This window comes from Pinisolibacter sp. DMC19 (assembly GCF_056313985.1).
Window position 1 is genome coordinate 52,532 of record NZ_JBQUZF010000001.1, and the last position, 23,078, is coordinate 75,609.

The 23,078-nt window shown below is 69.2% G+C and carries 20 protein-coding genes; 10 read left to right on the forward strand and 10 right to left on the reverse strand.

Going from position 1 to position 23,078, the window contains the following annotated elements; genetic code table 11:
• The 6 genes from pstC to purM all read right to left on the reverse strand — a co-directional run bounded on the left by pstC (window position 1) and on the right by purM (window position 6,395).
• Entirely contained in the window at window positions 1-990 is a 990-nt protein-coding gene (pstC, locus tag ACT53U_RS00270) for a phosphate ABC transporter permease subunit PstC (RefSeq protein WP_476151779.1), read from the reverse strand.
• Window positions 991-1,063: 73 nt separating this feature from the next.
• On the reverse strand, window positions 1,064-2,116 hold the full coding sequence (gene pstS, locus ACT53U_RS00275; RefSeq protein WP_476151781.1) for a phosphate ABC transporter substrate-binding protein PstS: 1,053 nt from the start codon (window positions 2,114-2,116) through the stop codon (window positions 1,064-1,066).
• Window positions 2,117-2,293: 177 nt separating this feature from the next.
• Entirely contained in the window at window positions 2,294-3,352 is a 1,059-nt protein-coding gene (locus tag ACT53U_RS00280; protein WP_476151783.1) for a ligand-gated ion channel, read from the reverse strand.
• Window positions 3,349-4,287: a cache domain-containing protein gene (locus tag ACT53U_RS00285; RefSeq protein WP_476151785.1), complete on the reverse strand. Its 939-nt coding sequence runs from the start codon at window positions 4,285-4,287 to the stop codon at window positions 3,349-3,351. The genes ACT53U_RS00280 and ACT53U_RS00285 overlap by 4 nt, the downstream gene beginning before the upstream one ends.
• A 327-nt stretch (window positions 4,288-4,614) precedes the next feature.
• Entirely contained in the window at window positions 4,615-5,280 is a 666-nt protein-coding gene (purN, locus tag ACT53U_RS00290) for a phosphoribosylglycinamide formyltransferase (protein ID WP_476151787.1), read from the reverse strand.
• A 2-nt stretch (window positions 5,281-5,282) separates the two neighbouring features.
• Window positions 5,283-6,395, reverse strand: coding sequence for a phosphoribosylformylglycinamidine cyclo-ligase (gene purM, locus ACT53U_RS00295; RefSeq protein WP_476151789.1), 1,113 nt, complete (start codon window positions 6,393-6,395; stop codon window positions 5,283-5,285).
• A gap of 182 nt (window positions 6,396-6,577) precedes the next feature.
• Here purM and ACT53U_RS00300 point away from each other — a divergent pair, with 182 nt between their 5' ends.
• From ACT53U_RS00300 to ACT53U_RS00330, 7 genes are all read left to right on the forward strand, one after another.
• Window positions 6,578-7,189, forward strand: coding sequence for a CDP-alcohol phosphatidyltransferase family protein (locus tag ACT53U_RS00300; RefSeq protein ID WP_476151791.1), 612 nt, complete (start codon window positions 6,578-6,580; stop codon window positions 7,187-7,189).
• A complete protein-coding gene (locus ACT53U_RS00305; protein WP_476151793.1) occupies window positions 7,186-8,298 on the forward strand; it encodes an AI-2E family transporter in 1,113 nt (370 codons plus the stop codon). The genes ACT53U_RS00300 and ACT53U_RS00305 overlap by 4 nt, the downstream gene beginning before the upstream one ends.
• Window positions 8,291-9,004, forward strand: coding sequence for a P-loop NTPase family protein (locus tag ACT53U_RS00310; protein ID WP_476151795.1), 714 nt, complete (start codon window positions 8,291-8,293; stop codon window positions 9,002-9,004). Before ACT53U_RS00305 ends, ACT53U_RS00310 begins: the two co-directional genes overlap by 8 nt.
• An 82-nt stretch (window positions 9,005-9,086) precedes the next feature.
• Window positions 9,087-11,258 carry an RNA degradosome polyphosphate kinase gene (locus tag ACT53U_RS00315; protein ID WP_476151796.1) on the forward strand — a complete coding sequence of 724 codons (2,172 nt, stop codon included), beginning with the start codon at window positions 9,087-9,089 and terminating at the stop codon, window positions 11,256-11,258.
• A gap of 16 nt (window positions 11,259-11,274) precedes the next feature.
• Window positions 11,275-12,786, forward strand: a complete 1,512-nt coding sequence (locus ACT53U_RS00320; protein ID WP_476153023.1) for a Ppx/GppA family phosphatase — start codon at window positions 11,275-11,277, stop codon at window positions 12,784-12,786.
• Window positions 12,783-13,850, forward strand: a complete 1,068-nt coding sequence (locus ACT53U_RS00325; protein WP_476151797.1) for a lysine-2,3-aminomutase-like protein — start codon at window positions 12,783-12,785, stop codon at window positions 13,848-13,850. Before ACT53U_RS00320 ends, ACT53U_RS00325 begins: the two co-directional genes overlap by 4 nt.
• A 184-nt stretch (window positions 13,851-14,034) precedes the next feature.
• Window positions 14,035-14,940, forward strand: a complete 906-nt coding sequence (locus ACT53U_RS00330; RefSeq protein WP_476151799.1) for a hypothetical protein — start codon at window positions 14,035-14,037, stop codon at window positions 14,938-14,940.
• A 60-nt stretch (window positions 14,941-15,000) separates the two neighbouring features.
• On the opposite strand, the gene ACT53U_RS00335 is transcribed toward ACT53U_RS00330, so the two are convergent.
• The 3 genes from ACT53U_RS00335 to ACT53U_RS00345 form a co-directional block, all read right to left on the reverse strand.
• The gene (locus tag ACT53U_RS00335) at window positions 15,001-15,861 is read right to left on the reverse strand and encodes an ABC transporter permease subunit (RefSeq protein ID WP_476151801.1); all 861 of its coding nucleotides are present in this window, start codon (window positions 15,859-15,861) and stop codon (window positions 15,001-15,003) included.
• 2 nt (window positions 15,862-15,863) lie between these two features.
• Entirely contained in the window at window positions 15,864-16,709 is an 846-nt protein-coding gene (locus tag ACT53U_RS00340) for a taurine ABC transporter ATP-binding protein (protein ID WP_476151802.1), read from the reverse strand.
• A 187-nt stretch (window positions 16,710-16,896) separates the two neighbouring features.
• On the reverse strand, window positions 16,897-17,910 hold the full coding sequence (locus ACT53U_RS00345) for a taurine ABC transporter substrate-binding protein (protein ID WP_476151804.1): 1,014 nt from the start codon (window positions 17,908-17,910) through the stop codon (window positions 16,897-16,899).
• A 266-nt stretch (window positions 17,911-18,176) separates the two neighbouring features.
• Here ACT53U_RS00345 and pdxR point away from each other — a divergent pair, with 266 nt between their 5' ends.
• The 3 genes from pdxR (at window position 18,177) to ACT53U_RS00360 (ending at window position 21,713) form a co-directional block, all read left to right on the forward strand.
• Window positions 18,177-19,664, forward strand: coding sequence for a MocR-like pyridoxine biosynthesis transcription factor PdxR (pdxR, locus tag ACT53U_RS00350; protein ID WP_476151806.1), 1,488 nt, complete (start codon window positions 18,177-18,179; stop codon window positions 19,662-19,664).
• A gap of 239 nt (window positions 19,665-19,903) precedes the next feature.
• Window positions 19,904-20,293, forward strand: coding sequence for a nuclear transport factor 2 family protein (locus ACT53U_RS00355; RefSeq protein ID WP_476151808.1), 390 nt, complete (start codon window positions 19,904-19,906; stop codon window positions 20,291-20,293).
• Between the two features lie 16 nt (window positions 20,294-20,309).
• Window positions 20,310-21,713: an NAD(P)/FAD-dependent oxidoreductase gene (locus ACT53U_RS00360; protein WP_476151810.1), complete on the forward strand. Its 1,404-nt coding sequence runs from the start codon at window positions 20,310-20,312 to the stop codon at window positions 21,711-21,713.
• 24 nt (window positions 21,714-21,737) lie between these two features.
• On the opposite strand, the gene ACT53U_RS00365 is transcribed toward ACT53U_RS00360, so the two are convergent.
• The gene (locus tag ACT53U_RS00365; protein ID WP_476151811.1) at window positions 21,738-23,054 is read right to left on the reverse strand and encodes an NAD(P)/FAD-dependent oxidoreductase; all 1,317 of its coding nucleotides are present in this window, start codon (window positions 23,052-23,054) and stop codon (window positions 21,738-21,740) included.
• Between the last annotated feature and the right edge of the window lie 24 nt (window positions 23,055-23,078).

The window sequence follows — 23,078 nt, forward strand, 5'->3', positions numbered from 1 at the left end:
TCAGCCCTCCGCGCGCGAGCCGACGAGCCAACGCGCGAGCGCCAGCACGACGAAGGAGATGACGAAGAGCGCGAGACCGAGTTCGAGAAGCGCGTGGAGCTTCATCGAGCCGGGTCCGGCCTCAGGGAATTCGTTGGCGATGGTCGAGGCGATCGAGGCGCCCGGCGCATAGAGCGAGGCCTTGATGCGGTTGGCGTTGCCGATGACGAAAGTCACCGCCATGGTCTCGCCGAGCGCGCGGCCGAGGCCGAGCATGACCGCACCCACCAGCGCCGACCGGCCGTAGGGAACCGTCACCGCGCGGAAGACTTCCGTGGTGGTGGCACCGACGCCGTAGGCGGCCTCCTTCAGCACCGGCGGCACCGAGCCGAAGATCTCGACGAACATCGCCGTGATGAAGGGCATGATCATCAGGGCGAGGATCAGGCCTGCGGTCAGGACGCCGGTACCGGCCGGGGCGCCGGAGAAGAGCTGGCCGACGAAGGGCAGGGGGCCGAGGACCGCGGTCAGCACCGGCTGCACCCAGGCCGACATCAGCGGCGCCACGACGAAGAAGCCCCACATGCCGTAGATGATCGACGGCACGGCGGCGAGAAGCTGGATCGCCGTGCCGATCGGCCGGCGCAGGCTCAGCGGCGCGACTTCCGTCAGGAACAGCGCGATGCCGAGCGACGCGGGAAAGGCGAGCACCATCGCGATCACCGAGGTGATCAGCGTGCCCCACAGCATGACGCCCGCGCCGTACTGTTCGGTCACGGGGTTCCATTCGGTGGAGACGAAGAAGCCGAGGCCGAAGGCCTTCAGCGCCGGGAAGCCGCCGTGGAAGAGGAGCACGACGATGGCGCCGAGCAGCACCAGGACGAGCGTCGCCGCGCCGGTCAGGGCCCAGTGAAAGAGACGATCCTTCACGAGCTTGGAATGGCGGGCCTGGACCGCCTGCAACGGCGGGATGAGATCGGTCGAAGCCGGGTCGGGGCTGAGCGCGGTCAAGGGCTTGTCTCGCGTGGATCCGGGAAGACCCCTCCGCGGGCGAGCCGCGGAGGGGTGGTCGGTTCGGGGAAGATCACTTCCAGATCGGAGCGCCCGAGGCGTCCTTGACCTCGGCGGTCCAGGCCTTGCGCACGCGGTCCTTCACGGCGGCGGGAAGCGCGATGTAGTGCAGCTTCTCGGCGGCGGCGTCGCCCGACTTGTAGGCCCAGTCGAAGAACTTCATGACCTCGGCCGACTGCGCGGCATCCTTCGGGTCCTTCGGCAGAAGGATGAAGGTGGCCGAGACGATCGGCCAGGCGGTGTCGCCGGCGGTGTCGATCATCGAGGCGTCGAAGTTCTTGGCCTTGTCCCAATCGGCAGCCGCAGCGGCGGCCTGGAAGGACGGAACGGTCGGCTTGACGAACTTGCCGGCCTTGTTCTGGATCTGGGTGGTGGTCAGAGCGTTGGCCGAGGCATAGACGTACTCGACGTAGCCGATCGAGCCCTTGGCGTTCTTGACCGAACCGGCGACGCCGTCGTTGCCCTTGGCGCCGTTGCCGGCTTCCCACTTGACCGACGTGGCCGAACCGACCTTGCCCTTCCAATCGGCCGAGACGGCGTTGAGGTAGGACGTGAAGACGAAGGTCGTGCCCGAGCCGTCCGAACGGTAGACCGGCAGGATGGCGAGGTCGGGCAGCTTGACGTCCGGGTTCAGCTTGGCGATCGCCGGATCGTTCCACTTGGTGATCTTGCCGAGGTAGATGTCGGCGATGACCGGGCCGGAGAGCTTGAGCTGATCGGCGGCGACGCCGTCGAGGTTGACGATCACGACGACCGAGCCGACCACGGTCGGGAACTGCAGCAGCTTGCCGCTCTCGAGCTTCTCCGGAGCCATCGGGGCGTCGGAGGCACCGAAGTCGACGGTGCGGTTGAGGATCTGGGTCTGGCCACCGCCCGAACCGATCGCCTGATAGTTGAGGGCCGAACCGGTCGCGGCCTTGTAGTCGGCACCCCAGGCGCCGTAGACCGGCGCGGGGAAGGTCGCGCCGGCACCGGTGAAGTCGCCGGCGAGAACCGGCGCGGTGAAGATGCCGAGCATGGTGACGGCAGCGAGCGTCGCGCGCACCGAGTGGACGGCCTTTTTCATGACGGAAATCTCTCCTTGTTGGCCGGGGTATCCCGGGACGTTCCGACCATGCAACACGGTCGATGACACTTTGATGTCGAACGAACGAGAGAGAATTTCAGAAACAAAACAAGGCATTGAAACGAAGACGGCCGCGCGGGGCGCGGCCGTTCGCGGCTTTTCGTCACGAAAGCCGGGTCACGCCGGAAGCGCCCTCATCACCGCTCCCGCGCAGATCACCGTCATGATCGCCGGCAGCGCCCAGGACATCTGCCGCCTGATCTCGAGGCACGGTCGATACAGCCGCGAGCCGGGCCGCCCGCAGGGCACGCCCAGCATACTGTCGAAGAGCAGCACCGTGACCAGATAGACATAGCCCATCGAGATGATCTGGGCGATCGGCGTATTGAGCGAGATCGAGCCGGGGAAGCTCGACTCGAAGGTGAAGCTGATCGCGGCGAGCGCCAAGAGCGCCGAGAAGATGAGCCCGCCCTTGTCGGTCGCCCCGATACCGGGCGCCCACAACACGTAGATCGAGACGGCCAACACTGCGGCGATCGGGATGAAGATGCGCAGGATGTAGCGTTCCGACAGCCGCTCCACCTCGAGCGACGCTTCGAGCCGGGAATAGCTGCGGGCGTTCCAGCCGGCCGCCTCGGCATTGGAGAAGTCGAGCCGCAGAGGCTGCCAGTCGGTGACGGAAAGGTGCTCGGCGACCTTGGAGAAGCCGCGATCGGCGTCGGTGGCCACCAGCAGCACGTCCTGTTTGGCATGGCGCGGTGCCGAGAAGGAGAGGGTGATCTTCTGGTGGTCGAAGGGGAAGGCGGTCATGTTGGTGGCGACGCGGAAGTCGGCCTCGTAGCGCTCGACCACGACGACCGAGCCGTCGGCATGGGTGGAGGTGGCCACCGTGCGGCCGTCGACGTCGCCGATCTGGTTGTCGACGACGACGCCGGGCGTCCAGATGCCTTCGAGATACTTGTCGGCTTCCGCGCCGACGCGGTCGATCCGCGGGCTGCCGGCCTCGACGGCATCGAAACCGTCGCGCGGGTCGCGCCAGCGCTGGGTCACCTCGACCCACAGCCGCGCTTTGCCGGCGACTTCCTTGATCTCGGTGACGTCGAGGATGCGCAGCGCGACGCGCACCCGCACGGGCAGTTCGACCCCCTGTGGCAGGCTGGTCTCGGCGCGTGCCGAGGAAAGCGCGGCGAGGGTGGCGAAGAGGAGAGCGGCGAGAGCCGCGACGAGCCGGCTCATTTCGCCTCCTCGTCGCGCACGGGCGACGCGATCACGCCGAAGGCGAGGATCGAGAAGAAGACGAAGGCGAGGATGCCCCCGACCGTCGCCAGCACGCCGAGATCGGAGCGCAGCCGGCGGTCCTGCACCGCCTGTTCGGGGAAGGTGGCGAGCGCCACGACGTTGCCGACGAGGCGGCCGGAATAGTCGACCAGAGGCTGGCGCAGGATCGCGCCGTCGGTGCCGTCGATGTCGATGTCGCCGACCTCGGTCTCGCGTGCGACGCCGAGGCGTCCGGCCCGCAGTTGGGCGGAGAAACGGGCGAGATCGGTCGAGGACGACAGGACGAGATCGCCGCCGTTGTCGGCGGACGCCGGCAGACCGGCAAGCGAGCGCGACAGCACCACGGCGAGATCGGCATTGGTGACGGTCTTGATCTGCTCGAGGATCGGCTGGAGATCGAGGCCGACCTCCATCGTGCCGGCGAGTGCCTCGCCCTGACGGATCACCGAGATGCCGCGCACGCCGACGATGCCGGTGACGCCGATCTCGACGCCGACCTGACCGCGGCCGGTCTTGTTGGCGGCGAGCACCATCGGGCGCAGCCGCGAGATGTCGTCGTCGTGGCTCTCCGGCTTGTGGAGGCGCAGCAGATAGCGCAGGTCGGCCGAATGGAAGCCGAAGACGGTGACGCCCGCCTGTTCCTTCAGGTAGGTCCAGGTCGAGGCCGAGAGCGCAGTGAGCGCCTGGCGGTCGTTGGCGGCGAGCGGCGCCGGCACGGCGGAGCGCCGCGCCATCGCCTCCGCCTGAGCCTGGGCGAAACGGCCGGCCTGATCGATCGCCGAGGTCACCGCCTGTCCGACGGCGCGCATCCGCGCGGCACGATCGTCGGTCGCGGTCTCGCGCCGGGTCGAGGTGGCGAGCCAGACCATGGCGCCGAGGGTCGCGACGATCACCAGAGCGGCACCGAGGGAGAGGACGAACCGTGTCCGGAAACGTGGCACGGACGCCGACGACGAAATCGGGCTTGCGCTCGACAAGGTTGCACTCCGATCGACTGAGAAAATGACCGCGGTCGCGGCCGGGAGGTGGCCGCGGAAGGTCTTGCGATCCTAGGAGAATTGCCGAGGAGCGATCAAGGTGCGGCGGCGGCGCGCGGCAACCCGAAGGACCCCCGAAAGATCAATGCCCGTTGATCTTTCGCTGCTCGAAATCGCTTGCGCACGCTTTGGGCGACCGGCCTCTGCGCCGCGTCCGACGAGTCGAGAGGTCCCGAGCGGGCCTCAGACCGGCGCGATCAGCGCCGTGGTCGCGGACGTCGTGCCGCCGGTCACCACCCGCTCGCGGCCGTCGGCGTCGACGACCACGCGGGCCGCTCCGCTCGCCACGCGGGCGAGCGCCAGCGGGTAGATCCGGTGTTCTTGCGCCAGCACGCGCGCGGCCAGCGTGTCGGCCGTGTCGTCGTCGAGAACCGGCACTGCGGCCTGGACGATGATCGGCCCGACGTCCATCTCGGCGCGGACGAAATGCACGGTGCAGCCGGCGATCTTGACGCCGTCGGCGAGCGCGCGGGCGTGGGTGTGCAGCCCCTTGTAGGAGGGCAGCAGCGCCGGGTGGATGTTGATCAGCCGATCGTGCCAGCGCTCGATGAAGAACGGGGTCAAGAGCCGCATGAAGCCGGCGAGCACGACCAGTTCGACGCCGTGGCGTACGAGTTCGGCGACCACCGCGCGCTCGAAGGTCTCGCGGGTCTCGAAGCCCCGGTGGTCGACCACCGCGGTCGCGACCCCGGCGGCAGACGCCTTGGCGAGACCGCCGGCCTCGGCGACGTTGGAGACGACGCAGACGATCTCGGCCGGGTAGGCAGGATCGGCAGCCGCCGCGATCAGTGCCGCCATGTTCGAGCCGCCGCCCGAGATCAGAATGCCGACGCGGACCCGCTTCGCCATGATCAGCGGCCGCGCGGCGGCCAGGCGAGATCGAGCTTGCCGCGGGTATCGACCCAGGCGCGCCTGCCGTGCTCGTCGGCGTCGCGGCCGGAGCCGTCCTGCAGCCAGCCGAGTGTGACGCAGCTCTCGCCGAGAAGGCGGAACATCTCGGAGATGTCGTGCGCCTTGTCGGCGTCGACCACCAGAACCATGCCGATGCCGCAGTTGAAGGTGCGCAGCATCTCGATTTCCGAGACGTTTCCGACCGAGGCCAGCCACTTGAAGACCGGCGGCACGGCGCAGGCGTGGAGGTCGATCTCGGCGACGCAGAGTTCCGGCAACACGCGCGGAATGTTCTCGATGAAGCCGCCGCCGGTGATGTGGGCCATGGCCTTCACGCCGCCGATCTTGCGGATCACCTCGAGGATCGGCTTGACGTAGATCCGGGTCGGCTCGAGCAGGGCGCGGGCGACCGAGGTGCCGGGCTGGAACGGCGCGTCGTCGTTCCAGTCGAGGCCGGCCTCCTTCACGAGGCGGCGGACCAGCGAATAGCCGTTGGAATGGACGCCGGACGAGCCGAGGCCGAGCAGCACGTCGCCGGGGCGCGTGGTCTTCTTCGGCAGGATCTCGTCGCGTTCGACCGCGCCGACCGCGAAGCCGGCGAGATCGTAGTCGTCGGCCTTGTACATGTCGGGCATCTCGGCCGTCTCGCCGCCGATCAGCGCGCAACCGGCGATCTGGCAACCCCGCGCGATCGAGGCGATGACGCGCTCGGCGACGTCGAGCTCGAGCTTGCCGGTGGCGAAGTAGTCGAGGAAGAACAGCGGCTCGGCGCCCTGCACGACGAGGTCGTTGACGCTCATCGCCACGAGGTCGATGCCGATCGTGTCGTGGATGCCGGTCTCGATCGAGATCTTCAGCTTGGTGCCGACGCCGTCGTTGGCCGCCACCAGCACCGGATCACGGTAGCCGCAGGCCTTGAGGTCGAACAGACCGCCGAAGCCGCCGAGTTGCGTGTCGGCACCCACGCGCGACGTCGCCTTGGCGTGCGGCGCGATGCGGCGGACCAGCGCGTTGCCGGCCTCGATGTCGACGCCGGACCGGGCGTAGGTCCAGCTGTTCTTGCCCTCGGACATGGATGGCGTCCTCCCTCGAGATCTCGTCCGGTTCGATGGACGATCGAGACCGCTTTTGCAAGTCCGTATGAGAGCCGAGCGCCGGCGGGCCGGGTTGCGCAATTCGCGCGACACCTCTTGGAAGCGACTGGAATCGGGACCACATTGGGGTGTCGCGGCTCGATCGGGCGAGTGGAGGGTCCATGGCGTCGAATGTCACCATCCCCAACCTGATTTCGATCGCCCGTCTCGTCATGGTTCCGGTCGCGGTCGACGCGCTCGTCGCCGGCCGGCCCGACATCGCCTTCTGGGTCTTCGTGCTGGCGGGTGCCTCCGACGGCATCGACGGCTGGATCGCCCGCCGCTTCGATCAGCGCTCCGAACTCGGCGCCTATCTCGACCCGCTCGCCGACAAGGCGCTGCTCGTCTCGATCTTCGTGACGCTCGGCATCGTCGGCGTGCTGCCGGGATGGCTGGCGCTGCTCGTCGTCTCCCGCGACGTGCTGATCATCGGCGGCGTGATGCTGTCGTGGCTGATCGGCCGCCCGGTGCCGATCCGGCCGATCTTCGTCTCCAAGGCCAACACCGCGGCGCAGATCGCCTTCGCCGCGCTGGCCCTCTCCGCCGGCGCCTTCGGCTGGGAGCCGGGCATCCTGTGGACGGTGGGGGACGTGGTGGTCGCCACGTTGACGATCGTTTCCGGCGCGGCCTATGTCGTCGACTGGCTGACCGCCATGTCGGAGGCGCCGGGCGATCCCGGCCGCCCGGCCGAGCGGCGCGAGGAAACCGAACCCCAGGGAAGGAACGACGCGTGACGCTCGAACGCCAGCTCCGCTTCTGGCTCGCCGCAGCCGCTCTCTTCGTCGGCTTCCTGTGGCTCTTCTCCGGCGTGCTGCTGCCCTTCGTGGCCGGCATCGCGCTCGCCTATCTGCTCGACCCCGCCGCCGATCGGCTCGAGGCGATCGGCTTCTCGCGCGGGTTCGCGGCGTTGACCATCATTCTCGGGCTGGTGCTCACCGGTCTCGTGGTGCTGATCCTGCTGGTGCCGCTCCTCGGCGACCAGCTCGCCGCCTTCGTCACCGAACTGCCGACGCTGGTCACCCGCCTGCGTGCGCTGGCCTCGCCGATGGTCGACGGCCCGCTCGCCAGGCTGATGGGCGGCGACGTCTCCGCCCTCGAGGGGTCGCTCGGACAGGCGCTGTCGCAAGGCGCGGGATTCGTCTCGCAGCTCCTCCAGTCGATCCTGTCGAGCGGCAAGACCATCCTGTCGATCCTCTCGGTCGTCACCGTCGCCCCGGTCGTCGCCGCCTACATGCTGGTCGACTGGGATCGCGCCATCGCCCGCATCGACGGCTGGCTGCCGCTGCGCCATCGCGACACCGTTCGCCGGCTCGCCTCCGAGATGGACGCCGCCGTCTCCGGCTTCGTGCGCGGACAGGTGGCGGTCTCGGTGACCATGGGCGTCTACTACGGCCTCGGCCTCGCCCTGGTCGGCCTGCGCTTCGGCCTGCTGATCGGTCTGATGTCGGGTCTCCTCGGCATCATCCCCTATCTCGGCTTCGGCGCCGGTCTCATCGCCGGCCTGATCGTGGCGCTGGTGCAGTTCTGGCCCGACTGGCACGGCATCGTCATGGTGCTGGTCGTCTTCGGCGTCGGACAGGGGATCGAGGGCTGGATCCTGACGCCCAACTGGGTCGGCCGTTCGGTCGGGCTCCATCCGGTGTGGCTGCTCTTCGCGCTCTTCGCCTTCGGCTCGCTCTTCGGCTTCGTCGGCATGCTGATCGCGGTGCCGGCGGCTGCGTCGGTCGGCGTCCTCGCCCGTTTCGCGCTCGAACAGTATCTGGCGAGCCCGCTCCATCACGGCCCCGTCGAGGACGAGCACGCCCGCCCCGTCGCCGTCCGCGAGCGCGCGATCGATGGCTGATGTCCGCCAGATCCCGCTCGATCTGCCGATCGCCGAACGCCGCGGCCGCGACGACTGGATCGTCTCGGACGCGAACGTCGAGGCGACGGCGCTGATCGAGCGCTTCCCCGACTGGCCGGGCGACGTCGTGCTGGTGACCGGCCCGATCGGCGCCGGCAAGAGCCATCTCGCCCATGTCTTTGCCGAACTGTCGGGGGCGGTCATCCTTCCCGCCGCCGACCTCGGCGCGCGCGACCCGGTCGAGCTCGCGGACCACCCCGCGCTGGTCGTCGAGGATCTCGGCGAAGGGCTCGACGAGACGGCGCTCTTCCATCTGCTGAACGCCGCCCGTCAGGCCGACCGCAGGGTGCTGCTCACCGCCGCGACGCCGCCGTCGGAATGGGGCCTGCGCCTCGCCGATCTCGCCTCGCGGCTCCGCGCCGCGACGCCGGTCGCCCTGCGCGAGCCCGACGATGCGTTGCTCGAGGCACTGCTCGCCAAGCTCTTCTCCGACCGCCAGACCATGGTCGACCCGTCGGTGATCGCCTTCCTCGCCCGGCGGATGGAGCGTTCCTTCGCCGCCGCCCACGATCTCGTCGCCGCCCTCGACCGCGAGGCGCTGGCCGCCAAGACGCCGATCACCCGCGCGGTGGCCGCCCGCGTCGTCGCCGGCCTCGGCGAGCGGGCTCGGCAGGAACCCCAACTCGACGATCCCGACGACGCGTGACACATTCGTCACGAAACTCGCACAAAGTCGGGTGAAGGATGGTCGGCGCGTGAATCGCCCGCCCGCCCAGGAGGAGTTCGTCTTGCCGAGAACCGCATCGAAGGAGCGCCGCATCGTGGATCCCGCCGACCTCACGTCGAGCCCCCGTCGTTTCGTCAACCGCGAGCTCTCCTGGCTCGGGTTCAACCGACGCGTCCTCGAAGAGAGCGCCAACGTCGATCATCCGTTGCTCGAGCGCCTGCGCTTCCTGTCGATCTCGGCCAACAATCTCGACGAGTTCTTCATGGTCCGCGTTTCGGGCCTGGTCGAACAGATGCGTGCCGGCCTCGCCACCCGCTCCGACGACGGCCTGACGCCGGCCGAGCAGCTGGTGGTGATCGAGGAGGCGGTGTCGTCGCTGACCGGCGAGCAGCAGCGCCTGTGGCGCGAGCTGCAGCGCGAGCTGGCGACGGTCGGCCTGGTGATGGTCGACGGCGACAGCCTGACCGACGGCGAACGGGTCTGGCTCAAGGATCACTTCCTCGGCCACATCTTCCCCGTGCTGACGCCCCAGGCCTGCGATCCGGCGCATCCCTTCCCCTTCATCCCCAATCTCGGCTTCTCGCTGATCCTCGACCTCGCCCGCGTCGGCGGCGGCGAGGGCATGACGGCGCTGATCCGCATCCCCTCGACGCTCGAGCGCTTCATCGAGCTGCCGTCGACGAAGCCCGGGGTGAAGCGCTACATCGCGCTCGAGACGGTGATCTGCCTGCACATCGCCGGCCTCTTCCCCGGCTACGACGTCAAGGCCAAGGGCGCCTTCCGCGTCATCCGCGATTCGGACATCGAAATCGAGGAAGAGGCGGAAGACCTCGTCCGCGTCTTCGAGACCATGCTGAAGCGCCGCCGCCGCGGCGTCGTCATCCGCCTCGAGATCGAGGCCGCGACCCCGACCAAGCTGCGCGGCTTCGTCGCCGAGAGCCTCGGCGTCGAGCCCGACGGCGTCCATCTGGTCGACGGCATGCTGGCGCTGACCGAACTCTCCAAGATGGTCGGCGTCGATCGGCCGGAGCTGCGTTTCGGCCCCTACGCGCCGCGCTTCCCCGAGCGCATCCGCGAGTTCGGCGGCGACTGTTTCGCCGCGATCAAGGCCAAGGACTTCGTCGTCCATCACCCCTACGAGAGCTTCGACGTCGTCGTTCAGTACCTGATGCAGGCGGGACGCGACCCGGACGTGGTGGCGATCAAGCAGACGCTCTACCGCACCTCCAAGGACAGCCCGATCGTCAAGGCGCTGTCGGAAGCGGCGGAAGCCGGCAAGTCGGTGACGGCGGTCGTCGAGCTCAAGGCGCGCTTCGACGAGGAGGCCAACATCCGCTGGGCGCGCGACCTGGAAAAGGCCGGCGTGCAGGTGGTCTACGGCTTCATGGAGCTGAAGACCCACGGCAAGCTGTCGATGGTGGTGCGCCGCGAGCAGGGCCAGCTGGCGACCTACTGCCACATCGGCACGGGCAACTATCACCCGATCACCGCCCGCATCTACACCGACCTCAGCTACTTCACCGCCGATCCGGCGATCGGCCGCGACGTCGCCCGCATCTTCAACTTCGTCACCGGCTATGCCGAGCCGCAGGCGCTGGAGAAGATGGGCGTGAGCCCGCTGTCGCTGCGCCATCGCATCGTCGAGCACATCGAGGCCGAGATCGAGCACGCCCGCGCCGGTCGTCCCGCCCAGATCTGGATCAAGCTCAACAGCCTCGTCGACGCGCAGATCATCGACAAGCTCTACGAGGCGAGCGGGGCGGGGGTGAAGATCGACATCATCGCCCGCGGCATCTGCTGCCTACGACCCGGCATCCCGGGCCTGTCGGAGAACATCCGGGTGAAGTCGATCGTCGGCCGTTTCCTCGAACACAGCCGCGTGTTCTGCTTCGGCAACGGTCATGGTCTTCCCTCGGCCGAGGCGATCGTCTACATCGGATCGGCGGACATGATGCCGAGAAATCTCGATCGACGCGTCGAGGTGCTCTGCCCGATCATCAATCCGACGGTGCACCAGCAGGTGCTCGATCAGATCATGGTCGCCAACCTCCGGGACAACCAGCAGAGCTGGCGTCTGTTGCCCGACGGGGGTCACGAACGCATCCGGCCGGCGGAGGGCGAGGAGCCCTTCAACGTCCACAAGTACTTCATGACCAACCCATCGTTGTCCGGCCGTGGAAAATCCTCGAAGCACGATCAGCCCCGAAACATCATCCGTGTGCCCAGGACCTGAGGGTTGGCGGGGGCTCCTGTCGCGTTGCGGCACCCCCGGTCGTCTCGAAGGCTACGGGCCGCTCGCGGTCATCGACATCGGCTCCAACTCGGTGCGCCTGGTCGTCTACGAGCGGCTGACGCGCGCCCCCACGGTGCTGTTCAACGAAAAGGTGCTCGCCGGCCTCGGCAAGGGGCTGGCCAAGACCGGCCGTCTCGCCGAAGCCTCGCTCGCCCAGGCGCTCGATGCGGTGCGCCGCTTCAAGCACATCGCCGACCAGTGCGGCTCGGTCGGCCTCCACGTGCTGGCGACCGCCGCCGCGCGTGAGGCCGAGAACGGCCCGCCCTTCGTCGCCGAACTCGAGCGCATCTGCGGTGTCCAGGTCCAGGTCCTGACCGGCGCCGACGAGGCCCGCCTCGCCGCCTACGGCATCGTCGCCGGCGTCCACGATGCCGACGGCATCGCCGGCGACCTCGGCGGCGGCTCGCTCGAGCTGGTCGACATCCACGGCGACACGATCGGCAAGGGGCTGACCTATCCGCTCGGCGGCATCCGCCTGCAGGAGGCGGCCGAGGGCTCGATCCGCAAGGCCGAGCGCATCGCCGCCCAGATCCTCGACAAGTCGCCGGTCCTCGGCGGGCTCGCCGGGCGGTCCTTCTACGCGGTCGGCGGCACCTGGCGCTCGCTCGCCAAGCTGCACATGCACCAGACCGACTATCCGCTGCGGGTGATGCACAACTACGCCATGCCGGCCGAGGTGGCGCTGGAGTTCTGCCGCGAGGTCGGCCGCGGCGCGGTCGAACTGCTGCCGCGCATCGAGACCGTGTCGAAGCAGCGCCGCGAGCTTCTGCCCTTCGGCGCCGTGGTGCTCGCCCAGATCATCCGCGCCGGCAAGCCGAAGAACGTCGTGCTCTCCGCCCTCGGCCTGCGCGAGGGGCACCTCTACGACCTGCTGTCGCCCGAGGAACGCGCCCGCGATCCGCTGCTCGCCGCAGCCGAGGAACTCGGCTACCTGCGCTCGCGCTCGCCGCGCCACACCGAGGAGACCGGGCCCTGGACCGGCGCGGTCTTCGCCGCCCTCGGCCTCGACGAGACCGCCGAGGAGCGCCGTCTGCGCACCGCCGCCTGCCTCGTCGCCGACATCGGCTGGCGCGCGCATCCGGACTATCGCGGGTCGCAGAGCCTCAACATCATCTCCAATGCCGCCTTCATCGGCGTCGACCACCCCGGCCGCGCCTATCTGGCGCTGTCGAACTACTACCGCCACATGGGTCTGGTCGAAGACGCGGTCAGCCCGCGTCTGGTGCAGCTCGCGCCGCCGCGGCTCCTCGCCCGCGCCAAGTCGCTGGGGGCGGCCTTCCGCGTCGCCTTCATCCTGTCGGCGGCGATGCCGGGCATCCTGCCGGACGTCAAGGTCGGCCGCCTCGCGGGCCGCCTGACCATGGACCTGCCGCCGCATCTCGCCGATCTCGACGGCGAAGTGCTGCAGCGCCGCTTCCGCCAGCTCGCCAAGCTCGCCGGCCTCGACACCGAGATCCGTCGCGCATGAGCGGCGGGTCCTCCTCCGGTCGCGGCGACGTCCGCGACGTCGCGGGTCTCGTCGCCGCCGGTCTGGTGTCGGCCGACGCCGCCCCGGCGCTCGCCCGCGTCGTCGATCGCTTCGCCCTGACCATCACCTCGGACATGGCGGCGCTGATCGATCCGACCGATCCGGCCGACCCGATCGCCGCCCAGTTCGTGCCGTCGCCGGAAGAACTCGACGCCCGCCCCGACGAGACCACCGACCCGATCGGCGACGGCCCCCATGCCGTGGCCCCCGGCGTCGTCCATCGCTATCCCGACCGGGTTCTGCTCAAGCCGACGCATCTCTGCCGCGTCTATTGCCGCTTCTGCTTCCGCCGCGACCGGGTGGGCGACGGCGAGGCGAACCTCTCCGAGGCCGAACTCGATGAGGCCGTCGCCTATGTCGCGGCGCGGCCCGAGATCTTCGAGGTGATCCTGACCGGCGGCGACCCGATGATCCTGTCGGATCGGCGTCTCGGCCTGATCCTCGATCGGCTGGAGGCGATCCCCCACGTCGAGGTCGTGCGCATCCACTCCCGCGTCCCCGTGGTCGATCCCGCCCGCGTGACGGAGGCGAGCGCCCGAGGCCTGCGCCGCCGCTTCGCCACCTGGATGGTGATCCATGTCGATCATCCGCGCGAACTGACCGAGGCCGCCGCGGCGTCGATCGGAAGGCTCGTCGACGCCGGCGTGCCGGTGCTGTCTCAGACGACGCTGCTCGCGGGCGTCAATGCCGACGCGGCGACGCTCGAGGCGCTGTTCCGCCGTCTCGTGGCGCTCCGGGTGAAGCCCTATTACCTCCACCACCTCGATCGCGCCGAGGGGACGGCGCGGTTCCGCACCTCGGTCGCCGAGGGCAGGGCGCTGATGAAGCGGCTGCGTGGCCGCCTCACCGGCATCGCCCAACCGACCTATGTGCTCGACATCCCCGGCGGCTTCGGCAAGGTGCCTATCGGCCCGGATCCGCTGACCAGGGTCGGCGAGAGCGACGGCGGGAGCCGCTGGTCGGTCGAGGACCCGGACGGGCGCAAGCACGCCTTCGACGACTGAGCCGGGGGCGGGGCCCATCGCGTGGACCCGCATTCGAGCAGGCCGATCGACCTGTCGGACTCGAAATGTTAAATTTTCTGTAGAATAGAGGTTTGGTCGTGGACGGCCGACACCGTCACCTCCGATCGCACGGCCGAAATCGATCGTTGCCGCAGTCGTTCGAACACCAAGGAGACGAGAGGCGATGCCCGTCACGCTCTATCGATCACCTGCGAAGCGCCCGATCGGCGTTCGTCCGGCTCGGGCCGACATGGCGCAGCTCTCGGGCTCCGAGATTCAGATCTGGTCGGGGCCGAAGATCCGCGACGTCTGCCGCTCGGCGTTCCTGCGCAATCGTTACGAGCACTGGCAGAAGCTCGCGAAGAACAACGTCACGCCTCTCCTCAAGGACCTGTACGGCAACGAGGAGGAGGCACGTCTCGACGAGGCGATGCTGCTGCTGCAGCAGGGCAGCGACTTCATCTACGTGCAACAGGGTGCCGTTTCGGTCGAGAGATATGGGAAGATCTTCCGTGGTCTGATGCTCTCGACCATCGAAGGAACGATGACGACGTCGTTTCTCAACTTCTACAACGGCGCATTGCGCGACATGCAGCCGCGCTACATCCAGTTCCGAACCGAATTCTCGGCTCGTCACGTCCGATGGGAACGCGTCGCGCTGCCGCTCGTCTCCGACGATCGACAGCAGGCCAAGTTCATCATGACCTATTCGGAGCCTCTGGACGACAAGCTCGACATCCTGGCGGCGACCTTCGAACGCTCCCCGATCGGGATGATCGCGGCGTCGCGACCGATCGGTGAGGACCGGTCACTCGACGAAGGCGAGATCCTGCTCGTCAACAATCGCGCGCGCGCGCTGCTGCGTCTGCCGCAGGTCGGACTGTCGTTGTCGACGGTCGCCGACCTGCGCAGTTGGATCAGAGACACGGCCGGATGGGTACTGACCGGCGAATCGGGCGCCAGCGCCGTGAGCGGCCGCTCGACGCTGACCTTCCGCGACGGAGCCGAAGGGCGACGGATCACGATCGTCGTCGAGCCGATCGAACATTTCGTCGTCTATCACTTCCTGGAAACCGGTCAGGCGGTCTGAGCGGACGAACCGCCCGCCGTCACGCCTTCTTCGGGGCATCTTCCCGCGCGAAGGCGCGCGTCACACGCGTCCCTTCCAGGGCGCGGCATGTTTCTCGACCCAGCGCATCATCATCTCGAAGCTGAAGGCGACGATGCCGATGATCAGGATACCGAGGACGACGACGTCGGTGCGCAGGAAGTTCGAGGCGTTGAACACCATCTTGCCGAGGCCGGCGTCCGCGGCGACCATCTCGGCGGCGACCAGCGTGGTCCAGCCGACGCCGACGCCGATGCGCAGCCCGACGAGAATGTCGGGAATGGCGCCGGGCAGGATGACGTGGCGGATCAGCTGCCAGTAGCTGGCGCCCATCGACAGCGCCGCCTGGATCTGCTCCTGCGCCACCGAACGCACACCGGCCCGGGCGGCGAGGGCGACGGGGGCGAAGATCGCCAGATAGAGCAGCATGATCTTGGCCAACTCGCCGATGCCGAACCAGATGATCATCAGCGGCAGATAGGCGAGCGGCGGCAGCGGGCGGTAGAACTCCAGCGGCGGATCGAAGATGCCGCGCCAGATACGCGACACGCCCATGGCGATGCCGGTCGGCACGGCGATCAGCACCGCCAGCCAGAAGGCGACGAAGACGCGGCCGAAGCTCCAGGCGAAATGGACCCACAGCGGATGGCCGTCGAGCTCGCCGGCGAGCGCCTGGAGGAAGGCGTTCCAGATCGCCTCGGGCCGCGGCAGGAACAGCGGCTTGATCAGGCCGAAGCGGGTGGTCAGCTCCCACACCACGAAGATCGCGATGGTGGTGAGGATGTTGAACCCCAGGCTCGACCCCTCGCCGAGGGTGCGATAGCGGCTGATCTTCCGCGGCTTGTCGGGGGCGGGCTCGGCCGCCGGCTCGGGGGCGGGGCGGGTTTCGGTCGGATCCGTCATGATCAGTCTCCCGCCACGACCGCGGCACTGGGCGCGCGCTGTTGGATGTCGGCGAGGACGACCTCGCGCATGCGGACGAATTCCGGATCGGCCTTCACCGCGCGCGCGTCGCGGCACCGGATGAAGCGGCGGCCGAAGTCGAGTTCGTAGGTCTTCTCGATCTTGCCCGGGCGCGGTGTCATGACGACCAGCCGGGTGGCGAGGAAGAGCGCCTCCTCGACCGAATGGGTGATGAAGAAGACCATCTTGCCGGTGCGGTCCCAAACGTCGAGGATCAACTCCTGGACCTGCTCGCGGGTCAGCGCGTCGAGCGCCCCGAGCGGTTCGTCCATCAGCAGCACTTCCGGGTCGCAGGCGAGTGCCCGGGCGATGCCGACGCGCTGCTGCATGCCGCCGGAGAGCTCGTAGATCATCTTCCGTTCGAAGCCGGAGAGGCCGACCAGCGCCAGATTGCGCGAGGCGATCTCGTGGCGCTCGGCCTTGCGCATGCCGCGCAGCATCAGGCCGAAGGCGACGTTGTCGACGACGTTCAGCCAGGGCAGCAGGGCGTGTTTCTGGAAGACGACGCCGCGGTCGGCGCCGGGGCCTTCGACGTCCTTGCCGTCGAGGAGGATGCGCCCCTCGCTCGGCGGCAGGAAACCCGCGAGCGAGGAGAGCAGCGTGGTCTTTCCGCAGCCCGAGGCGCCGATGGCGACGACGAAGTCGCCGTTGCGCATCTGGAGATCGACGTGGCTGAGAGCGACGATCGCGCCGTCGCGGGCGCCGTAGCGGATGGTGAGGTCCTGGACGTCGAGAGCGGACGACGTGCGTGTCCGCGGGCTCGCTGCGGTCTGTTCGGCGTGGCTCATGGCAGGGTCCATTGCGGTCGGTCCGCGGCGTCGAAGCCGAGGAGGAGGCCGCGGCGTCTGCGCCGCGCGATCCGCGGAGTGGGGGCCGGCTCGACGCTGTCGGTGCCGACCCCACTCCGGGCTCTGTCGGTCGGACGGTTCCGGGGCATCGGGGAGAGATGCCGAGATCCGGACCGCTCCGGCGCGATCACTTCGCGGCGGCAGCGGCGAAGGAGGGGTCGACCGAGGCGCCGAAGTCCGCCGGGATGTCGGTGATCCGGCCTTGCGCCTTCAGGAACTTGGCGGTCGAGGCCATGGCCTGCGCGACGCCGCCGTCCTTGCCGCCGCCGAGCCATTCGCCCGAGGACTGTTCGGCGGCGCTCGGATGGGCGTAGGCGGCGAGCGCCGGCGTCACGTCCTTCTCGTCGGCGCCGACCACCTTGGCGATCGTCTTGACCGCGTCGCCCTTCAGATAGGCGGCGGGGTCGGCCTTGTACGCGGCGTCGGCCTTGGCCATGGCGGCGACATAGGCCTTCACGAAGTCCTTGTTCTTCGCCGCCCAGTCCTTGCGCACCATGACGGCGTCGAAGGTGCGCGCGCCCTGCTTGGCGATGTCGGCGGAGGAGAGCAGCACCTTGCCGCCCGATCCCTTGGCCTTGGCCAGCACCGGATCCCAGACGAAGGTGCCGTCGATGTCGCCGCGTTCCCAGGCCGCCGCGATTTCCGGCGGGCGCAGGTTGAGGAGCTGGACGGCGCCGCCGAGACCCGCCTTGTCGAGCGCGAAGCTCAACTGATAGTGCGAGGTCGAGACGAAGGGCGTGGCGATCTTCTTGCCCTTGAGGTCGGCGAGCGACTTGGCGCCGAGGCTCTCCTTGACGACCAGCTGCTCGGCATTGGCGATGTCGTCGAGGATCCAGATCACCGCGACGTCGAGCCCCTGGGCCACCGCGGCGGTCGCCGGCGACGAGCCGACCTCGCCGAGCGGGATGTCGCCCGAGGCCATCGCCTTGATGACGTCGCCGCCGCCACCGAACATCTTCCAGTTGATCTTGTAACCGGTCGCCTTCTCGAGGTCGCCGGTCACCTGGGCGAGGCGGAAGGGCACGATCATGTCCTGATAGGCGATCGTGACTTCCTTGGTCTGTGCCTGGGCCCCGAAGCTGATCGTCAGGGCGGTGAGGCCCAACAGCAAGGAGGCACGTCTGCTGATCGTACGCATCATGGTCTTCTCCTTGTCGGTGGCCCCGCTGGTGCCATGCGGCACGGCGCTGGACCGACCTCTCGTCTCCGATGGCTGGAATGTTCCCCCATCGATCTCCGCCGCCGTTAGCGCCAGAGTCCGACCGAGCATTGTGCCAGAGGGCGAATTCGTCTGTTCGCATTCGGTATTTTACGGATATTTTCTTCGAGGCGGCGGCGGCCCGGGGCCATTCTGGCACCATGGCGTGCGGCGAGGGGCGGTCACACCGCCCGGATCGGAGGCTCGACATGGCGGCGCGGCACGAGGTTCTGTGGTCGAACCTGCTCGAACTCAGGCGCGACGATACGATGAGCCTGCAGGGCCAGATCCGCCGCGCCATCGTCGCGGCGATCCGCAGCGGACGCCTCACGGCCCATGCGTCGGTGCCCTCGAGCCGCATCCTCTCCGACCACCTGCACGTCGCCCGCAACACCGTGATGCTGGCCTATCAGCAGCTGACCGACGAGGGCTACCTCTATACCAAGCCGCGCGCCGGCTGCTTCGTCTCGCCGGGGCTGGCGGTCGCCGAGCCCGACGCCGCGCCGGAGCCCGCCGACGAGGCGGCGATCGCGTGGTCGTCGCGCCTGCGCATCCTGCCGCACGCCCAGCGCAACATCACCAAGCCGTCCAACTGGACCACCTGCCGCTATCCCTTCATCTACGGCCAGTTCGACGCCGACACCTTTCCGCTCAACGCCTGGCGCGAGTGCTGCGTCCAGGCGATGCGGGTGCTCGAGGTGCGCGGCTGGGCGCAGGATCTCATCACCCGCGACGACCCGACGCTGATCGAGGAGGTGCGCACCAAGATCCTGCCCCTGCGCGGGGTCTGGGCGAAGCCCGACGAGATCCTGATGACGACGGGCGCGCAGCAGGCGCTCTATCTGATCGCCGACCTCCTGGTGAACGACCGCGTCCGCGTCGGCATCGAGGACCCCGGCTACCCGGATGCCCGCAACACCTTCATGCTGCGCGCCGGCGAGGTGCGGCCGCTGCCGGTCGACGCGGGCGGCCTCCGGATCGACGACCGGCTGATCGGCTGCGACTACGTCTATGCGACCCCCAGCCACCAGTCGCCGACCACCGTCACCATGCCGATGGACCGGCGCATCGCCCTGCTCGAGGCGGCGTCGCGGCACGACATCGTCATCATCGAGGACGACTACGAGACCGAGACGAGCTTCGCCGGGCCGCCCAATCCGGCACTGAAGAGCCTCGATCGCTCCGGCCGGGTGATCTACGTCGGCTCGCTCTCCAAGTCGATCGCGCCGGGCCTGCGCCTCGGTTTCATCGTCGCTTCGGCCGAGCTGATCACTCATCTGCGCGCCCTGCGGCGGCTGATGGTGCGCCACCCGCCGAGCCTGATTCAACGCGCCTTCGCGCTCTTCCTCCAGCTCGGCTACTTCAACGCGCTGATGCGCGAGGTCGCCGTCGTCCACCGCGAGCGGGCGCAGGTGCTGCAACAGGCGTTGCGCGATCACGTGCCCGCCGTCGACTTCGTGCCGGTCGGCGGTGGCGCCTCGTGCTGGGTCAGCGGGCCGGCCTGGCTCGACGCCCAGCGCCTCGCCCGCGAGGCCTTCGAGCGCGGCATCATGCTGGAGCCGGGCGACGTCCACTTCCTCGCCCAGCCGGCGCCGATGAACCACTTCCGCCTCGGCTTCTCGTCGATCCCGGCCGGCCGCATCGTGCCGGGTATCCAGGCGCTGGCGCCGCTGGTCGAGGCGCAACGTCCGACTTGATCCACCGCTGGCCCCATGCGCCGCGCGGCGCTGGCGCTACCGGTCTCCTCCGGCCACGCGATACTTCCCCCTGACGGCGCCGAGGCGTCGTCCGTCCCATACGGGTCCCGAGCAGACTTGCGGGACGCGACCGCCGCCGCGGTCGTGTCCGACGACGCTCGACCCATGTCTCGACCTCGGTCGCGGCCGATCGCCCGGGAGGCCCCAGCGGCGGTCGATCGCGGCGAAGGAGAACGTCGATGCCGTCATCATTCACCGCCGAACACCTCCGCGAGACGTTCGACGCCTTCAATCGCCACGACGTCGAGGGCGTGATGCGGCACTTCGCCGACGACTGCGTCTTCTTCACCGTCGGCGGCCCCGAGGTCTTCGGCACGAAGATCGCCGGCCGCGAGGCCATCGCCGCCGCCTTCGCCGCGGTCTGGGCGGGAATGCCGGACGCGCACTGGCACCAGAGGGGTCATTTCGTCGCCGGCGATCGCGCCGTGTCGGAATGGACTTTCACCGGCACCCGCGCCGACGGCAGGCGCATCGAGGCCGACGGCTGCGATCTCTTCCGCATCCGCGACGGCGCGATCGTCGAGAAGCACGCCTTCCGCAAGGACCGGCCGTTGCAGGAGGCGCGCTGACCGCGCGGGATCGCCCATGAATTCGTCCGCCCCCGCCTCGCGAACCCCGTCGCGCACGCCTTACGACCCGGCCTACGATCCGCTCGTCGACACGACGCCGGGCCGTGGCGCCGCCTATGCCCCGACCTATTGGATCGCCACCGCCGGCCCGCCGCCGGAGGACGACGGCCCGGTCGTCGCCGACATGGATGTCGACGTCGTGGTGATCGGTTCGGGCTACACCGGTCTCTCCACCGCGATCCATCTCGCCAAGGACCACGGCGTGAAGGCCCACGTGCTCGAGGCCAACGGCATCGCCTTCGGCTGTTCGACCCGGTCGGGCGGTCAGGCCCAGATCAACAACGGCCGCCTCAAGCGCAGCCAGTGGATCGAACGCTGGGGCCTCGACACCGCGCGCGCCATGCACGCCGAGGTGATGGAGGGCTTCGAACTCTTCCGCGCCCTCATCGCCGAGCACGACCTGAAGTGCGACGCCATCGAGGGCGGCCACTGGTACATCGCCCATCGCCCCTGGATGATGCCGAAGCTCGAGGCCGAGGCGCGGGTGATGCGCGACGCCTTCGGCTACGCCACCCGCATCGTCACGCGGCAGGAGATCCACGACGAGGCGGTGCGCGACATGGATGCCCACGGCGGCGTCTGGGAGCCCGACGGCGTCTCGGTCCAGCCCGCCAAGCTCGCCTTCGAATATGCCCGCGTGGCGCGCTCGCTCGGGGCGAAGCTCCATCCCGCCTCGCCGGTGACGCGGATCGAGGAGCGCGGCGGTTCGCTCTGGTGCCACACGCCGGGCGGCGTCGTCCGGGCGCGCGCGGTCTGCATCGCGACCGCCGGCTACACCGGGCGCGACCTGCACGGCTCGACCCGCGATCGGTTGATGCCGATCCTGTCGAACAACTGCGTCACCCGCCAGCTGACGCGCGAGGAGATCGCCTCGGTCGGGGCGAGGACCCATGCGCCGCTGACCGACACGCGGACGCTGCGGTTCTATTACCGCATGCTGCCGGAAGGCCGGCTGCAGATCGGCTCGCGTTCGGCGATCACCGGCCGCGATGCGGCGGCCCCCCGTCACGAGAAGCTGCTGCACGACGCCATCGCCCGCAAGTTCCCGGGCCTCGCCGGCGTCGCGCTCGATCATTCCTGGTGGGGATGGGTCGACGTCAGCCACGACATGGTGCCGCGGATCACTCGACCCGATCCGAAGACGCCGCTCTTCTACGCCCTCGGCTACGGCGGCAACGGCGTCATGTATGCCGCCCAGGCCGGCCGGCGCATGGCCAGGATGGCGATGGGGAAGGGCGCCGGTTCCGCCCTTCCGATCTTCTCCGGCGAACTGCCGCACGAAGGCTGGCGCACGCCCTTCCGCCGCCTCGGTCAGGCCTGGCTCTATCGCTGGTATCACCTGCGCGACGAACGGTCCTGAGCCGAGCCCCGGCGCCCTGCGGCGTCAGGACTTCGCGTCGCCGCTCGTGGTCAGGCGGCCGAGGCGATAGGGCGTCGGGTCGACGACCGGCGTCGCGTCGGTGACGAGGTCGGCGGCGAGCCGTCCGGCCGCCGGCGAGGTGCCGAAACCGTGGCCGGAGAAGCCGGAGGCGACCGTCAGGCCGGGGATCGCCGCGACCGGCGAGATCACCGGCAGCGAGTCCGGCGTGATGTCCATCATCCCCGCCCAGACCTCTTCGACGACCGCCTTGCCGAAGGCCGGCCAGGCGGCCGTGAGGTTGCGCAGCGCCTCGGCGTTGATGCCCTCGTCCGCCTCCGGCGACATGGTGCGCACCCGCTCGAAGGGCGAGACGCTCGTCGCGTTCCAGCGCCGCGCCAGCATGAGATCGCGCAGGAAGTGACCGCCGAGGCGGATGCGCAGCAGGCTGTGGTTGCCGCCGAGCGAGCCGAGATAGCGCATGCCGATCAGCATGTGATCGAGCGTCAGCGGTGCGATCAGCGCCCCGCGCTGGGTGACGATGTAGCCGCCGTCGCGGTGTTTGCGGAAGGAGAAGTCCGGTCCGCCGACGGCGATCTCGGTCGGTCCCTCCATCGGCGCGGTGCGCAGCACGGACGAGATCAGCGGCAGCGTCGGCAGCGAGATGCCGTGATTGCCGAGGAAGCGCCGCGACCACAGACCGCCGGCGAGGAGCACCCGGTCGCAGCGGATCTCGCCGCGCTCGGTGACGACGCCCGAGACCTTGCCGGCCGAGAGCGACAGCATGCGCACGGCGCAGTTCTCGACGATCACCGCGCCCTTGGCCATGGCCGCCGCGGCGATGGCGAAGGGAGCGATCGTCGGTTCGGCGCGGCCGTCCGACGGCGTGTGGATGCCGCCCGCCCACTTGCCCCGGCCACCCGGCACCAGCCGATCGATGTCGGCCTGACCGAGCAGTCGGGAATCGAGGTCGAGATGGGCGACGGAGGCGAGCCAGTCGCGGTGCATCGCCATCTCGTCCTCGGTGCGGGCGAGATACATGATGCCTTCCTGCCGATAGCCGACGTCGCAGCCGACGCGCTCGGCCATGCCGGCCCACAGCCGGTCGGAGGCGAGCGACAGCGGCACGTCGGGCGCGGCACGGCCCATCTTGCGCGCCCAGCCGAGGTTGCGCGACGACTGTTCGAGGCCGACCCGGCCCTTCTCCAGCACGACGACCGGAATGCCGCGTTCGGCGAGCTCGAGCGCCGCCGTCAGGCCGACGATGCCGCCGCCGATGACGACGACGGTGGTCGCCGCCGGCATGTCGGGCGACGTCGCGAGGGAAAAGTCGATACGGGGCATGATGCGTCCTCGGGAGGTTCGACG